The sequence below is a fragment of the Nocardia sp. NPDC057455 genome (assembly GCF_042802775.1).
GTDB lineage: Bacteria > Actinomycetota > Actinomycetes > Mycobacteriales > Mycobacteriaceae > Nocardia.
In genome coordinates this window covers 28,027-41,461 of record NZ_JBHVDM010000059.1, presented here as the reverse complement: position 1 = coordinate 41,461, position 13,435 = coordinate 28,027, and the positions used below count along the sequence as shown (strand labels likewise).

Here is a 13,435-nt window from a genome sequence, read left to right as displayed (position 1 = left end):
GCCTACGCGGCGGCCGCTCGGACGCGAGCCGGGCCGCGAACGGAACATGCTCGGTCTCGCTTCGCTCGAAACCGGGGGTTGAGGTGCGCTGGGCGCGGTGGCATTCGATCTCGGGAGTCGGTGCGCGTGACTTGCGGGAGCGGGGGAGCTGGGCCGGAGTTTCTGGTTCACTGCGCGCGGGCTCGCTCGGCTGTGGAGTAGGTCGCGCGCGAGTGTTGCGAAACCGGCGCGGCAGAATGAGCACGATGCGCATCGAGACGAGTGCGGGGCCGGCCGAGGTCGAGCTCGAACAGCCGCGCAGGCCCGCCTTCCTGCTGCTGCTCACGCATGGCGCGGGTGGTGGGGTGGAGGCGAAGGACCTGCTCGCGGTGCGTGATGCCGCGCTGCGGCTGGGGGGTGGGGTCGCGCGGGTGGTGCAGCCGTACCGGGTCGCCGGGCGACGTGCGCCGGGGTCGGCGATCAAGCAGGACGAGGCTTGGCTCGAGGTCGTCGCCCAGCTGCGCGGTCGCAAACGCATTCCGCTGATCCAAGGTGGGCGTAGCAATGGGGCGCGGGTCGCCTGTAGGACGGCGGTCGCGGCGCGGGCCCGCGGGGTGCTGGCATTGTCGTTCCCGCTGCATCCGCCGGGCAAGCCGGAGAACTCGCGCCGGGACGAGCTGCTCGCCCCCGGCGATATCGACGTGGTGGTCGTCAACGGAGCCAACGATCCGTTCGGCATACCCGAACCCGCCGACGCCGCCGAAGTGCGCGTCATCCCGGGGCAGCCGCACGCCTTCCGCGCCGGCTTCGACCTGATCGCCGAAACCGTGACCCCCTGGCTGGAGCGCTGGTCCTGACCTCTATCCGGCGGGACGGGTAGCGATGACCAGTGCGTCGATGGCGTCGCCGGTTTCGGTCGGCCGGTAGACGCGGTCGGCGAGGCGTACGCGGACCTGGCCGGCCGCCGCCATGGGGCCGAGGTCGGCGACGATGTCGTCGGGGGTGAAGAGGATGGCCGGGTCCTGTGGGCCGCCGCAGCCATCGGTGATGTTGGTGGTGTCGTGGCCGAGCACCAGCAGGGTGCCCTCCGGGGCCAGCAGGCCGGCGGCCCGACGGACCAGCGCGCGGCGCTGCTCGGCGGGCAAGTGCAGGAAGACCATCAAGACCAGCTCGAACGGCCCGGTGATCGCCGCCTCGTCCAGGTCGGTGACGTCGGCGCACTGCCAGCCGATGCGGCTGCGCACCGATCGGGACAAGCGCGAGGCCACGGTGCGGCCTTTGTCGATGCCCACCTGGGAGTAGTCGACGGCATGCACCTGCCAGCCGTGCGTGGCGAGCCAGAGGGCGTTGCGACCCTCACCGCACGCCAAGTCGAGGGCGCGGGGGAGCTCCGGCGCATCGCCCTCAGGTGTGGCGGCCGGGAGCGACGCACGGCGTTCCAACCCGTAGACGTGCTCTACCACGGTGTTGTTCGGCGGTGCGCCCCAGACCAATTCCGTTTGCGCGTAGCGCTCATCCCAGTCGGCCGCATCCATGTTTCGAGTGTATTGATCGCGCGGCCCGCGCCCATCGGGGTTGCTCGAGTCAGTCCGATACCTGCGAGAGCCAGCGCACCGGCGTGGTCTCGCGCAGGTGGATCAGCACGTCGAACGCGCCGGCGAGCGAGGCGAGCCGGATGTTCGCGGTGGCGTCGGCGGCCGGGTCGTAGACGCCGCTGATGGTGCGCAGCTTCACCGGGCCGGTCAGCCAGTCACGCACCGGTTCCGGCGCTTCGGCGCGCAGGTCCAGGTAGTAGGCGGGCAGCTCGACCTCGCCCAATGCGGCATCGACCAGGTCCGGCAACGGGTCGGGCGCCACGGCCGTACCGAGGTCGCCGTGATGGAACCCGATGCCGACGGACACGTATCCATCGCCCAGGCGATCACGCAAATGACTTCCGGCACCGCGAAATTCGGACGTGTTGTAAACGATCGGAAGACTGGAGGTGTGCGCGAGCCCGTCCCAGTAGACGATCTTGGCGCCGGTCGAGCGCTGCCATTCCAGCATCGTCTCGGCGGACGGCCGTTCGTCCCGGGCGAACCCTCGGCTCGCGACGCTCTGCCGGTGGAAGTCGAGGATGAGACGGGCATGGGCGAGTGCTGTGGCGCGCTCCTTCGTGTCCGGCAACTCCGCGAGCAGCGCGAGGGCGTCTTCGGCGTCTTCGGCGAACGGTCGGCCGGGGTGGCTGCCCTGGTGGCGCTGGACGTGCTCATCGACCTGGTGAGCGGTGCGGATCGGCGCGAGGTGCGCCTCGATCGCGGCGAACCGGTTCGGAGCCGTTCGGCGCACGTAGTCGAGCACCGCGTCGTAGTCGCTCGGCTCGGCGCGGGGTGGTTCGACGCCGAAGATCCGCACCGGGTCTTCCGAATGCGCCATGTTCCATGCGCGGATCCAGCGCAACGTGGCCACCGATTCCTCGGTACGCCACGGGCGCCAGGCGCCGGCGAGTACCGTTTCCGGGTCGCTGTCGCCAGCGGTGACGAACCGGTCCCAGCGCTCGCCGGAACGCGCGCTGTCCTGAATCGCCAACGCGCGGAAGCCATGCCGTTCGACCAGCCCGCGGAACAGCCGCTCGCGCACCCCGAAGGTCTGCCGGGAGAACCGCGTGGACTCGCCCAGCCCGACCACCGTGGTGGTTCCGAGCCGTGCGATCAGGGCGTCGAGATCCGAGCCGGAGGAGCCGGGATCGGAGCTGTCGATCGCGACGGCGTTGTCGCGCAGCCAGGCGCGAACGTCGACAGTGGTGCTGAGCATGGTGCCTCCCGCAAACGTGAACGATCCAACGCGGTGCAGCCTCATACATGAACCATTGTTGAGGTCAAGCGCCGCGTCGGATCGCCGGGCCGCGAGCTACAGCGTCGTGCGCATCAGCACGACGTTGTACTGGCTGTGCACCGTCGTGAGGAAGTAGAGATCACGCCCGGTCTGGTACGGGAAAATCGAGGGTGCGTAGGCGGAAGGCAATTCGCGGGTATCGATCAGCACTTCGGGATCGCTCCACGGGCCGACCGGGGTGGACGCGCGCCGCAGCACCACGGAATTGAATTGGTCGGTGGTGAGCGCGATGTATTGCCCGAGATAGGCGTTGTACATCACCGAGAGTTCGCCGACGCCCCACATGATCGGCGCGGCGGCATTCACGTCGTTCTTTCGCCAGGCGCCGCCGTCCCAGTATTCGTATTCGGCGAGATTTCCGATGTCCTGCGCGTGGACGCGAGCGACGTGGGCGGTGTGATTGCGACCGGATCGGGTGCCGTATTCGTAGATGTACCCGCCGTCGGCGAGGAAAGCGTTCATCTGGAAGTTGGCGTTCCCTCCCTCGTTGTTCCGCCGCGTTTCCGGCAGTTCGGCCCACGTCTCGCCGTTGTCCCCCGAGGTGGCGAGACCGGAGAAATTGGTGCTCCACTGACCGACGTCGTCCCAGGTCTTCACCGACATCAGGCTCATGTACTGCACGCCGTTGACCGAGATGCCCGCGGTGGGGATCCGGCTGATCTCCAGGAACGGGATCTTCGGGCTCGGGATCAGATCGCGTGCCTGACCGAACATATCGCGCACCACGCTGTCGAAATAGATGCCTTCCGCCGGATTCGTGGTGTGGCTGCGAAGGAGGATATTGCTGCGCCAAGCCCACATGCTGCCCGCGAGCAGATTCGGGAAGCCGACGCCCGCGGTGTCGCCGAACGCGGTGAGCATTTCGCCGTGCCCGTTGTCCCACATGATGCCGAGATCGGTGCCGAGGACGTTATAGGTCTGGGTGTTGTTCGGGCTGGCGATACCGGTCACCTGGAAGACCGCTTTGGTGCGCCCGGGCAGATTCGGTAATCCGGTCGTGCCGTTGAGTACTGGAATCGGATTGATGGCGTTCGGGTTGGCGATGGCGGGGGTGGTCGCCGTGAAGAGCAAGGCCGAGACACCCGCCAGCGCCGAGAGCAGGAAGGATGCGGTCTTGATCACTGTTCGTGAGCCCTCCGGTTTCTTCCCGAGAGCGGTGCGAACCATGGGCGTCCCGCGATACACAGACCCTTCGCAGTGTGCCGCGCACCACTAGTCGACAGGCTGGCAAATCGTGCAAATGGTAGCAGCGGAACCGGTCGCCATGAGGGCTTCTGACAAGACTGGCGAATTTGCAGCTATCTACCGAGTGCTTTGCGGACGATCAGCGGTAGCTGGCTCGCGCGCTCGACGGCGAATGTTCGCCGGGCGGATGCTTGCCAGGACTTCTCGAACAGCCGTTTGGCGGCGGCGACCGCATGCGGCGATCGCGTCGCGAGGTGGTCGGCGAGTTTCTCGGCCTCCGCGACCGGGTCCGCGGTCAGCTCGGTGACCAAGCCGATCTTCGCCGCATAGGCGGCGTCGACGGTATCCGCGGTCATCGTGAGCAGGAGGGCTTTGTCGATGCCGATCAGCCTGGACAGTGTCGCCGCCCCGGTCATGTCCGGGACCAGGCCGTGTTTGGTTTCCATGACGGAGAACTCGGCGTCGGGGGTGGCGAAACGGACGTCCGCGGCGAGCGCGAGCTGGAGTCCACCGCCGAAGCAGCGCCCGTGCACCGCGGCGATCACCGGCACGGGCAGGCGACGCCAAGCCCAGCACGCCTCTTGGAAGGCGTTGGTGCCGCGCCAGGGTGACGGCACGAAGTTTCGAGCGATTGCCAAAGGATTGCTACTTGCCGCGGCGATGTCCAAGCCGCTACTGAAGCTTGGTCCGTTGCCGGATAGGATGACCGCCCATACATCGCTTCGGCGGGCCACCAGTTTCGCGCTAGCAACCAGCCCGCGCAGCATGTCGATGGTCAGGCCGTTGTGCTTGTCCGGGCGGTCGAGCGTGACGTATGCGCGGTGGTCGTCGAATCGCACGGCGATGTTGGTGCCCATCCCCGCATCTTACTCATCAGTCAGTTGTGTCGTGGGCACCTGTTGCCCGAGCGCCTGAGCTCTGTTCTAATCGGACTCGAGTTACCGTCAATGCTGACGGTTATGGAGCGGAGGACGCATGCTGCCAGCCGGAATGGACCCGAGGACGCCGGTGCTCGTCGGCGCCGGGCAGGTCGTACACCGACCGGGCGAGCCGGGTCTGCCCGGCCCGGTCGAACTCGCCGCCGAGTCCCTGCGCCGCGCGGGCGCAGACAGCGGCGTCGGTGATCGTCTGCTGCGGTCGGCCGACATGATCGCCGCCGTCGCCCCGGTCAGTCGCCCCTATGGCGATCTGGGCGCGCTCGTCGCGGCCGAACTCGGCGCGACGCCGAGACGGACCGTGCAGTCGGTGCGTTTCGGCGGCGACGCACCGCAGCGGCTGCTCAACACCGTGGCGCAGACCATCGCCGACGGCCGCTCGGACGTCGCACTGCTCACCGGGTCCGAAGCGGTGTACTCCGGGAACACGGCCACCCGCTCCGGCACGCCGGTGGACTGGCCGGAGCAGCCGGAGGACGTGGGCCCCGACGAGATCATCGGCTCCGATCGCGGACCGAACTCGGACATGGAGACCGCCGCGGGCCTGTGGGGGCCGGTGTACTTCTACGCGCTCATGGAGACGGCGCTACGCCACCGGCTCGGGTCGAGTGAAGCCGCGCATCGCGAGCGGATCGGCGTACTGTGGTCGCGGCTGTCGGAGATCGCGGCGCGCAATCCGTATGCCTGGCAGCCCACCGCGCAGGCCGCCGCCGATCTCGTGACGCCCGCGCCCGCCAACCGGATGGTGTCGACGCCGTACCCGAAGCTGATGGTCGCGAACCTCACCGTCGACCAGGGCGCCGGGCTCATCCTGTGCAGTGCGGCGACGGCCGACGCCGCCGGCGTGCCGCGGGACCGGTGGGTATTCCCGCATGCGGGCGCCACCGCGACCGACGAGTGGTTCGTCTCCGAGCGCGCGGACATGTCCCGCTCACCCGCCATCGCCGCGGCGGGGAAAGCGGCGCTGGGCGCGGCGGGGATCGCGATAGACGATGTCGCGCACATCGACCTCTACTCCTGCTTCCCGGTCGCGGTGCAGATCGCCGCCGAGGAATTCGGCCTGCCGATCGACGATCCGGCCCGGCCGCTGTCGGTCACCGGCGGTCTCACCTTCGCGGGCGGGCCGGGCAACAACTACACGACCCATTCGATCGCGACGCTGTCGGGCATGCTGCGCGCGGACCCGGGCGCCTACGGCCTGGCGACGGCACTCGGTTGGTACAGCACCAAGCACGGTGTCGGCGTGTATTCGGCCAGGCCGCCCGAGCGACTGTTCCGTGCGATCGAGGCACAGGTGCCTCCTGCGCGGCGCGAACCGGCGCTCGGGTACACCGGCCCCGCCTCGGTCGAGGCGTACACCGTCGCCTACCGCAAGGGCCCGGCGCCGGATCGGGCCGACGAGCCGGAAGCCGTTGTGGTCAGCGCACTGACACCCGAGGGGACCCGCATACTGGTCCGGGCGTCGGATGCCGACACCCTCGCGGCGTTCACCGCGGGCGACCCGCTCGGTGCGGACGCCGAGATCGCCGCGGACACCTTCACCCTGCTCACCGAGAGGAGCGCCCGATGAGCGACTCGGTCCTTATCGAGCGGCGCGGCGCGATCACCGTGCTGACGGTCAACCGTCCCGAAGCGCGCAACGCGATCAACCTGGCCGCCGCGCAGGCCATCGAGGCCGCCATCGACGAGTTCGAGGCCGATGACGCCGCGCGCGTGCTCGTGCTCACCGGTGCGGGCGGAACCTTCAGCGCCGGAATGGATCTGGTCGCCGCGTCGAAAGGCGAGATGCCGATGACGCAGCGCCGCGGCCCGCTCGGCATCGCGGCGAAACCCCCGGCCAAGCCGATGGTCTCCGCGGTCGAGGGCTTCGCGCTGGCCGGTGGTTTCGAGCTGGCGCTCGCGGGTGACCTGATCGTCGCCGCGCGCGACGCGCAGTTCGGCATCCCCGAGGTCAAACGCGGTCTGGTGGCCGCGGGCGGTGGCGTACTGCGCCTGACCCAGCGGCTGCCGCGCAGCACCGCCGCCGAACTCGCGCTCACCGGCGGCCGGATCGGCGCGGAGCGGCTCTATCAGCTCGGCCTGGTCAATCGGGTCACCGAGCCGGGTGCGGCGCTGTCGGTGGCGCTCGAATTGGCGGCCGAGATCGCCGCCGCCGCACCGCTCGCGGTGGCCGCGAGCAAGCGCATCCTCGACGAGTCGCCGGATTGGACGGTCGCGGAAGCGTTCGCGAAGCAGGGCGAGATCGCCCTGCCCGCACTGCTGTCCAAGGACGCTGCCGAAGGAGCGCTGGCGTTCGCGCAGAAGCGCGAGCCGCAGTGGCAGGGCCGCTGACGGGCGGGCCGGGACACGTCCGGCGGCCGCAAGCGCAGCGCAGGGAGCGTATGCGCACGCGGCTGCTGGACGCGGCGGTGGAGAGCTTGGTGGAGGTCGGTTACGCGGGCACCACCACACTCGAGGTGCAGAAGCGGGCGGATGTGCCGCGGGGAACGTTGCAGCACTACTTCCCCACCCGCGCCGATCTGCTCGCCGGCGCTGTCGAGCATGTGGCGAGGCGTCGATTCGACCAGCTGACAAGCGAATTCGAGGCCATTCCGGACGGCGCGGACCGGCTGGAGACGGCTGTCGAGCTGACCATGCGGATGCTCAGCGGTCCGTCGTTCTGGGCGGCGCTGGAGATGTGGGTGGGTGCGCGGACCGACCCGGAACTGCGGGCGGCGTTCCTGCCGCTGGAGGTCGGCCTGTTCGAACTGATGCACACCAGCATTCGCGACAGCTTCCGGCGCGAATTCCCGGACGATCCGCGGGTTCCGACCATCACCGAGTTCACCATCGAGATCATGACCGGGCAGGCCTTGCGCGTGCTGCTCACCGGCGACCTGTCCCGCAACCGGCTCCTTCGGCACCGGTGGGGGAACGCCGTGCGTGTCCTGCTCGGCACGGCGGCCGCGGGCACGTTGCTCGACCCGCCCGCGGGCTGAACCTACCGCCGGCGGGTGACTGTCTCGAGCAGGACCTGTGCGCAGCCGGCCGGGTCGTCGAAGAACGGCGTGTGCCCGCTGCCGCGCAGCGTGACGTGCTCGGCGTCCGGCAGCGCGCCGCGCGCCTTGCGGCTCTGGGTCGCGTAGGTGAGCAGGATGTCCCGGCTGCCCCAGGCGATCGTCACCGGGATGTCGGCGAGCGCGCCGGTTTCGGGCAGCCGGACATCGGTGAACGAGGCGAGCGCCTCGTCGAATCCGGCCGAGTCCGCCGCGCCGATGGCGGTGTCCAGCGCCACCTCGGCATCCAGCGCCCATGGCTTGCCGAAGATCAGCGAGAGGAATACGGTCCGGCCCGCGGCGGTGCTCAGCACGGACGGCAGGGCGGGGCGCAACCGGCGCGCGAGCGCCCGTGACTTGCCCAGCGACTGCTGGCACCACACTCGACCGGCGGTGTCCCAGAATCCGATCGGCGAGTAGGCGGTCACCGAGCGAGCCAGCCCGCGGGCACCCAGTTCCAGGGTGATCAGCCCGCCCATCGAATTGCCCGCGAGATGTGGCCGATCGATCCCTTGCGCGGCGAGGAACTCGGCGAGCGCCTCGGTCAGGTTGGGCACCGTGGTGTGCGCGAGTGGGTGCGTCGAACCACCGAAGCCGGGCAGGTCGACCGCGATGACCTCGTACGACGCGGCCAGGGTGTCGATGATCGGCTCCCACACCTGCCACCGGCTCCCGACCCCGTGTACCAGCACGAGCGGTTCGCCCGCGCCGACGCGATGATGGTGCAAGGTCGTCATGCGCCAACCCTAACAGCAGTCACCTGTCATCAGTTGGGATCTCGCGGGCGTCCGTCGGGGCTGGTCCGCGCCCGGCGATGCCGGTACGATAATTGGTATGGCAACGCGTAAGGTCACCCTTTCGCTGGACGAAGCCGCTTGGTCGTACGCGGAACAGGCGGCGGCTCGGGCGGGAATGTCGCCGTCGGCGTGGATTTCGAAGGCCGCGCGACGGGAGGCCGTGCGCACCGGCGTCGGTCCGGTGTCGGATGCGACCGCCGAGGCCGCCGCGGACGCGGCCGAGTTGGCGGCCGCCGAGGAGGAGATGCGTGCGTCGGGGTGAACTGTGGATCTACAACCCGCATGGTTCGCCGCGTCGCCGAACGGTCGTGCTCATCAGCAGTGACGGCATCAACGAATCGCCGCGTCCCTGGCTGATCGCGGCCGAGGTGATCGAGGACGATCCGCAGGACATCCTCGCGGTTCCAGTGCAGGAACACGGTTGGGTGCATGCCGGGAACATCGGGCGCGTCTTCCGCGGTTGGCTGGCCGAGCGGGTGGACATGGTGGACAGCGACACCCTGGAGCGGCTCGACACCGCGTTGCGCGCGGCGATGGACCTCTGAGGCTCGGCGCGTAGTACGTTGCGCGGCAGGATATCTCGTGTTCGCCGTGGCAGACGACTACCGCTGGACGCCGCGCGGCATTATGGTGGCCACGCCACCGACAGTGGTCAGTCGAGGAAGAGGAGTCAGGTGCGGATCTGCATGATCGCCGCTGCGCTGATCGCGCTGCCGGTGCTCGCGGCATGCGGCAGCGACAAGGACACGGCGGCGCCCACTGTGACGCAGGCCGATCTGGCCAAGTCGTTGCAGGACAAGGGCCTCAAGAACAAGCAGCTGGCCGATTGCGCCGCGAAGGTGTTCGTCGATCAGGGGATCTCGCAGGACGGACTGCGGATCATGATCAGCGACGAGTACGACACCAAGGCTCCCGACCAGGAAACGCTGGGGATGAGCAAAGAGGACGCCGACAAGGCGCGCTCCGCCAGCGGTCGCATCGCGAGCGAGTGCATGTCGGCGGCCCAGCCGCGCTGAGCGTCGGCGGTCGGAGACAACCGTCGCGGTGGGGCAGATGCTTCGCGTAGCGAGGCGGTAGGGCAGACCGTACGCTGACGCTACGTCGACCAGGGTGTCGACCCCGAAGCCCGAGGATCCGACCGTGTCACAGCCACCTTTTCCGACATCGCCGAATCCGGTGGAGTCGCAGATCGTCACCCCGTCCGGTCGCTGGTTCGTGCTGGGTGGTGCGCTGATCGCCCTCGGCATCATCGGCGGGATCGCCCTCGGCACCTTCGGTTTCCTGCAAACCTCGGGACGCATCGACGATTTCCAGCGGGTCCACGTGCCCGGCTCGGGTGTGGTGCACCTCGCGGAGTCGGGCGGACACACCGTGTACTTCGAGTACGCCGGGGCGTCGTCGGAGGGCGCTTCCGGCACGGTCAACCTGCGGGTGCTCGATCCGGAGGGCAAGCATGTGGACTTGCGGAAGTACGACGCGAGCATCACCTATTCCTTCGGCGGCCACGAGGGCCGGGCCGGGTTCTCCTTCGAGGCCGCCCATCCGGGCGAATACCGCGTCACCACGGCCGGCAGTTCCGAGGTGACGGTCGCCATCGGCCGAGGCCTCGGCTCGTCGTTCGTCGGCACGCTGCTCGGTGCCCTCGCCCTCGGCTTCGGTGGCGTGGTGCTCGGTGTGCTCGTGATCGCGGTGGTGGCGATCAAACGAAATGCGAGCAAGCGCAGTGCCGCTGCGGGACGGCTCGGGCGCTGAACTCCGGGTTCGAAGCCTTACAGCGCGACCGTCAGTTCGATATGTGCGGCCGACCCCGCCTCCAGTCCCTCCGCGACGCGCACCGCCTTCTTCACCGGAAGGACATAGGTGGCCCGCGACTTGTCCGGGAACAGTGAAGTGGACCACCGGGTGCCGCCGACGATCACATGCACTCGCACCGCGCCGAACCCACCCGACCGATGCGCGTAGCGCTCCTCGATGTCATCGGCCACGTCCTCGGGCAGTGACACGAAATGCCAGGCGGCGTCGCCCTGGTGTTCCCATACTTCCGCCGTGAACGAGTACCGCGAACCAGCCACGCCGCGACTGTAGCGGCGGGTTCCGACAGAGCGACCGCACGGGAGTCCTTACCCAGCCGTCGACGCGGCGCGAGTGTCTGTGCGCCGGAGCGCCTTTCCTTCCGGGCATCGCTCGATTCTGCTCCGAGCGCGCTCCTACCAGCAGTCGATGCTGGGCGGAGTCGCAACCCTGGGTGACCTCCGTCGGAGACAGGGGCAGGCCGCGGGTTTCATGCTGATGGACGGGCCGTGGGGCGAACTCCGGAGAGCCGAGCAAATCAGGACTTGCGTGTACGTATATGTCTACTTATAGTTAGGCCAGAACGTGTACGTATACATCTACTTATATCCAGTCGATGCCGAGTCAGGGTGACAGGGCTGAACGGCTCGAACAGCTCAGCGAAAAGGAGGCGGACAGCCATGGACATCTCGGATCTCACCGCGAAGGTGATCGGCGACATCGGCGACAAGAGGCGGTGGCGGCAGTACAAGTCGCGGGCGAGGCAGCTTCCGCCGAGTCATCGCACTGCGGTCGATGCCTTCGAGCGGTACCTGATGTACGCCGGGGCGGGAAGCGGCGTTTCGATGTTCGAGGACCTTGCCGTTCTGTTCGAACAGAGCGCGGCCGACGGAACCCCGATACGCGCGGTCGTCGGGGAGGACCCCGTGCGCTTCATCGAGACGTTCGCGCGGAACTACAACGAAGATTCCTGGCTCAACCGGGAACGGGCACGGCTGACCAGCGCCATCGAGCGCGCCGCCGGAGAAGGAAAGTAGAGGCCGTTCGATGACGACACAGCGAGCTGCGGCGATCCATGTGCAGGGTCTGCAGAAGTCCTACGACAAGCTGGAAGTGCTGCGCGGCGTGGACTTCGAAGTCGAGCGGGGCAGCATCTTCGCCCTGCTCGGCTCGAACGGGGCCGGCAAGACCACCGTCGTGAAAATACTGTCCACGCTGCTCAAAGCCGACGCGGGGACGGCAACGGTCAACGGCTTCGACGTCGCCGCGCAACCGGGCCAGGTGCGCGAGTCCATCAGCCTCACCGGGCAATTCGCCGCCGTCGACGAAATTCTCAGTGGGCGCGAGAATCTCGTGCTCATCGCCAAGTTGCGGCACCTGAAGGACGCGGACAAGGTCGCCGACGACCTGCTCGAGCGTTTCTCGCTGACCGGCGCGGCCACCCGGAAGGTGTCGACGTACTCCGGTGGCATGCGCCGCCGCCTCGACATCGCCATGAGCCTGATCGGGAACCCGCCGGTCATCTTCCTCGACGAGCCGACCACCGGGCTCGACCCCCAGGCGCGCGTCGAGGTGTGGCAGGCGGTCGAGGAACTCGCCGAGCACGGCACGACAGTGCTGCTCACCACGCAATATCTGGACGAGGCCGAACAACTCGCCGATCGGATCGCGATCCTGCACAAGGGCCGGATCATCGTCAACGGCACCCTCGACGAGCTCAAGCAGCTGCTCCCGCCCGCCAAGGTCGAATACGTCGAGAAGCAGCCGAGCCTGGAAGACGTCTTCTTCGCCCTCGTCGGTGACGAGAGCGAAGACGGCGTCCCCGGCAATGACCGCAGCGCGGTACGGAAGAACTGAGGAACAACGATGACCACGCATTTCTTCGCCGACACCACGCTGCTGCTGGGACGATCCCTGCGCCACATCACGCGCAGCGTGGACACCATCATCACGACCACGATCATGCCGATCGCCTTCATGCTGCTGTTCGTCTACGTCTTCGGCGGTGCGATCGACTCGGGGTCGGACTCGTACGTGCAGTACCTGCTGCCCGGCATCCTGCTCATCACCGTCGCTTCGGGTATCGCCTACACCGCGTTCCGGCTCTTCCTGGACATGAAAAGCGGGATCTTCGAGCGATTCCAATCCATGCCCATCGCACGATCGGCGGTCCTATGGGCGCACGTGCTTACCTCGCTGGTCGCCAACCTGATCTCGCTCGTGGTCGTCGTGCTCGTCGCCCTGCTCATGGGCTTCCGATCGGGGGCCGGAATACTGGCCTGGCTCGCCGTCGCCGGCATCCTTATCCTGTTCACCCTCGCGCTGACCTGGATCGCGGTCATCCCCGGTCTGTCCGCGAAGACCCCGGACGGCGCGAGCGCCTTCTCCTATCCGCTGATCTTCCTGCCGTTCATCAGTTCGGCCTTCGTACCCACCGACACCATGCCCGGCCCGCTGCGCGCCTTCGCCGAAAACCAGCCGGTGACCTCCATCATCAACGCCATCCGCAACCTGTTCACCGAGCAGCCGGTCGGCACCGACATCTGGATCGCCCTCGCCTGGTGCGTCGGCATCCTCATCGTCGCCTACCTCTTCGCCATGAACACCTACCGCCGCAAGATCTCCTGAGCGGTATCGGCCGAACCTGTCCCGAGTCGGCTCGAGGTGGCGCGGAGATAGACCGCGGCACCGGAAACGTGCAAGTACCTGATCAACAGCCAACCGCCCCCGGCGATCGCCAGGGGCGGTTGGCTTTCGGCCGATCGGCTCGAGCCTCCGGCCCAGTAACGCGACCGAAGGCCGCTGGTCCGCATTTCGATCGCGCTGCGCGCAACCCGTG

Annotated in this window: 17 protein-coding genes; 11 read left to right on the top strand and 6 right to left on the bottom strand. The window is 68.2% G+C overall.

The window, feature by feature from the left end; genetic code table 11:
• Positions 1-245 precede the first annotated feature (245 nt).
• Positions 246-836, top strand: a complete 591-nt coding sequence (locus tag ACFU5M_RS22755; protein ID WP_379052430.1) for an alpha/beta family hydrolase — start codon at positions 246-248, stop codon at positions 834-836.
• A gap of 3 nt (positions 837-839) precedes the next feature.
• On the opposite strand, the gene ACFU5M_RS22750 is transcribed toward ACFU5M_RS22755, so the two are convergent.
• The 4 genes from ACFU5M_RS22750 to ACFU5M_RS22735 form a co-directional block, all read right to left on the bottom strand.
• The gene (locus tag ACFU5M_RS22750) at positions 840-1,514 is read right to left on the bottom strand and encodes a class I SAM-dependent methyltransferase (protein WP_379052428.1); all 675 of its coding nucleotides are present in this window, start codon (positions 1,512-1,514) and stop codon (positions 840-842) included.
• A gap of 49 nt (positions 1,515-1,563) precedes the next feature.
• The gene (locus tag ACFU5M_RS22745; RefSeq protein WP_379052427.1) at positions 1,564-2,772 is read right to left on the bottom strand and encodes an erythromycin esterase family protein; all 1,209 of its coding nucleotides are present in this window, start codon (positions 2,770-2,772) and stop codon (positions 1,564-1,566) included.
• A gap of 96 nt (positions 2,773-2,868) precedes the next feature.
• Entirely contained in the window at positions 2,869-3,975 is a 1,107-nt protein-coding gene (locus tag ACFU5M_RS22740; RefSeq protein ID WP_379052426.1) for a DUF4185 domain-containing protein, read from the bottom strand.
• A 176-nt stretch (positions 3,976-4,151) separates the two neighbouring features.
• A complete protein-coding gene (locus tag ACFU5M_RS22735) occupies positions 4,152-4,895 on the bottom strand; it encodes a crotonase/enoyl-CoA hydratase family protein (protein WP_379052425.1) in 744 nt (247 codons plus the stop codon).
• A 118-nt stretch (positions 4,896-5,013) separates the two neighbouring features.
• Here ACFU5M_RS22735 and ACFU5M_RS22730 point away from each other — a divergent pair, with 118 nt between their 5' ends.
• The 3 genes from ACFU5M_RS22730 to ACFU5M_RS22720 are packed head-to-tail and all read left to right on the top strand — an operon-like array spanning position 5,014 to position 7,951.
• Positions 5,014-6,543 (top strand): acetyl-CoA acetyltransferase, encoded by a 1,530-nt coding sequence (locus ACFU5M_RS22730; protein WP_379052424.1) that lies wholly within the window; start codon positions 5,014-5,016, stop codon positions 6,541-6,543.
• Positions 6,540-7,304 (top strand): crotonase/enoyl-CoA hydratase family protein, encoded by a 765-nt coding sequence (locus tag ACFU5M_RS22725; protein WP_379052423.1) that lies wholly within the window; start codon positions 6,540-6,542, stop codon positions 7,302-7,304. Before ACFU5M_RS22730 ends, ACFU5M_RS22725 begins: the two co-directional genes overlap by 4 nt.
• Before the next feature lie 50 nt (positions 7,305-7,354).
• Positions 7,355-7,951, top strand: a complete 597-nt coding sequence (locus ACFU5M_RS22720; RefSeq protein WP_379052422.1) for a TetR/AcrR family transcriptional regulator — start codon at positions 7,355-7,357, stop codon at positions 7,949-7,951.
• Positions 7,952-7,953: 2 nt separating this feature from the next.
• On the opposite strand, the gene ACFU5M_RS22715 is transcribed toward ACFU5M_RS22720, so the two are convergent.
• The gene (locus ACFU5M_RS22715) at positions 7,954-8,745 is read right to left on the bottom strand and encodes an alpha/beta fold hydrolase (RefSeq protein WP_379052421.1); all 792 of its coding nucleotides are present in this window, start codon (positions 8,743-8,745) and stop codon (positions 7,954-7,956) included.
• Positions 8,746-8,842: 97 nt separating this feature from the next.
• Here ACFU5M_RS22715 and ACFU5M_RS22710 point away from each other — a divergent pair, with 97 nt between their 5' ends.
• The 4 genes from ACFU5M_RS22710 (at position 8,843) to ACFU5M_RS22695 (ending at position 10,557) form a co-directional block, all read left to right on the top strand.
• The gene (locus tag ACFU5M_RS22710; protein ID WP_379052419.1) at positions 8,843-9,067 is read left to right on the top strand and encodes a hypothetical protein; all 225 of its coding nucleotides are present in this window, start codon (positions 8,843-8,845) and stop codon (positions 9,065-9,067) included.
• A complete protein-coding gene (locus ACFU5M_RS22705) occupies positions 9,054-9,350 on the top strand; it encodes a hypothetical protein (protein ID WP_379052418.1) in 297 nt (98 codons plus the stop codon). The genes ACFU5M_RS22710 and ACFU5M_RS22705 overlap by 14 nt, the downstream gene beginning before the upstream one ends.
• A 129-nt stretch (positions 9,351-9,479) precedes the next feature.
• The gene (locus tag ACFU5M_RS22700) at positions 9,480-9,821 is read left to right on the top strand and encodes a hypothetical protein (RefSeq protein WP_379052416.1); all 342 of its coding nucleotides are present in this window, start codon (positions 9,480-9,482) and stop codon (positions 9,819-9,821) included.
• 124 nt (positions 9,822-9,945) lie between these two features.
• The gene (locus tag ACFU5M_RS22695; RefSeq protein ID WP_379052414.1) at positions 9,946-10,557 is read left to right on the top strand and encodes a hypothetical protein; all 612 of its coding nucleotides are present in this window, start codon (positions 9,946-9,948) and stop codon (positions 10,555-10,557) included.
• Positions 10,558-10,574: 17 nt separating this feature from the next.
• Here ACFU5M_RS22695 and ACFU5M_RS22690 read toward each other — a convergent pair whose 3' ends face one another.
• Entirely contained in the window at positions 10,575-10,877 is a 303-nt protein-coding gene (locus ACFU5M_RS22690) for a DUF1905 domain-containing protein (protein WP_379052413.1), read from the bottom strand.
• 399 nt (positions 10,878-11,276) lie between these two features.
• Between ACFU5M_RS22690 and ACFU5M_RS22685 the strand changes: the two genes are divergently transcribed.
• Genes ACFU5M_RS22685 through ACFU5M_RS22675 form a run of 3 tightly spaced genes read left to right on the top strand, consistent with a single transcriptional unit; the run spans position 11,277 to position 13,224 of the window.
• A complete protein-coding gene (locus ACFU5M_RS22685; RefSeq protein ID WP_379052411.1) occupies positions 11,277-11,633 on the top strand; it encodes a DUF1048 domain-containing protein in 357 nt (118 codons plus the stop codon).
• 10 nt (positions 11,634-11,643) lie between these two features.
• Positions 11,644-12,453, top strand: a complete 810-nt coding sequence (locus tag ACFU5M_RS22680; protein WP_379052410.1) for an ABC transporter ATP-binding protein — start codon at positions 11,644-11,646, stop codon at positions 12,451-12,453.
• A 9-nt stretch (positions 12,454-12,462) separates the two neighbouring features.
• A complete protein-coding gene (locus tag ACFU5M_RS22675) occupies positions 12,463-13,224 on the top strand; it encodes an ABC transporter permease (protein WP_379052408.1) in 762 nt (253 codons plus the stop codon).
• Positions 13,225-13,435 lie beyond the last annotated feature (211 nt).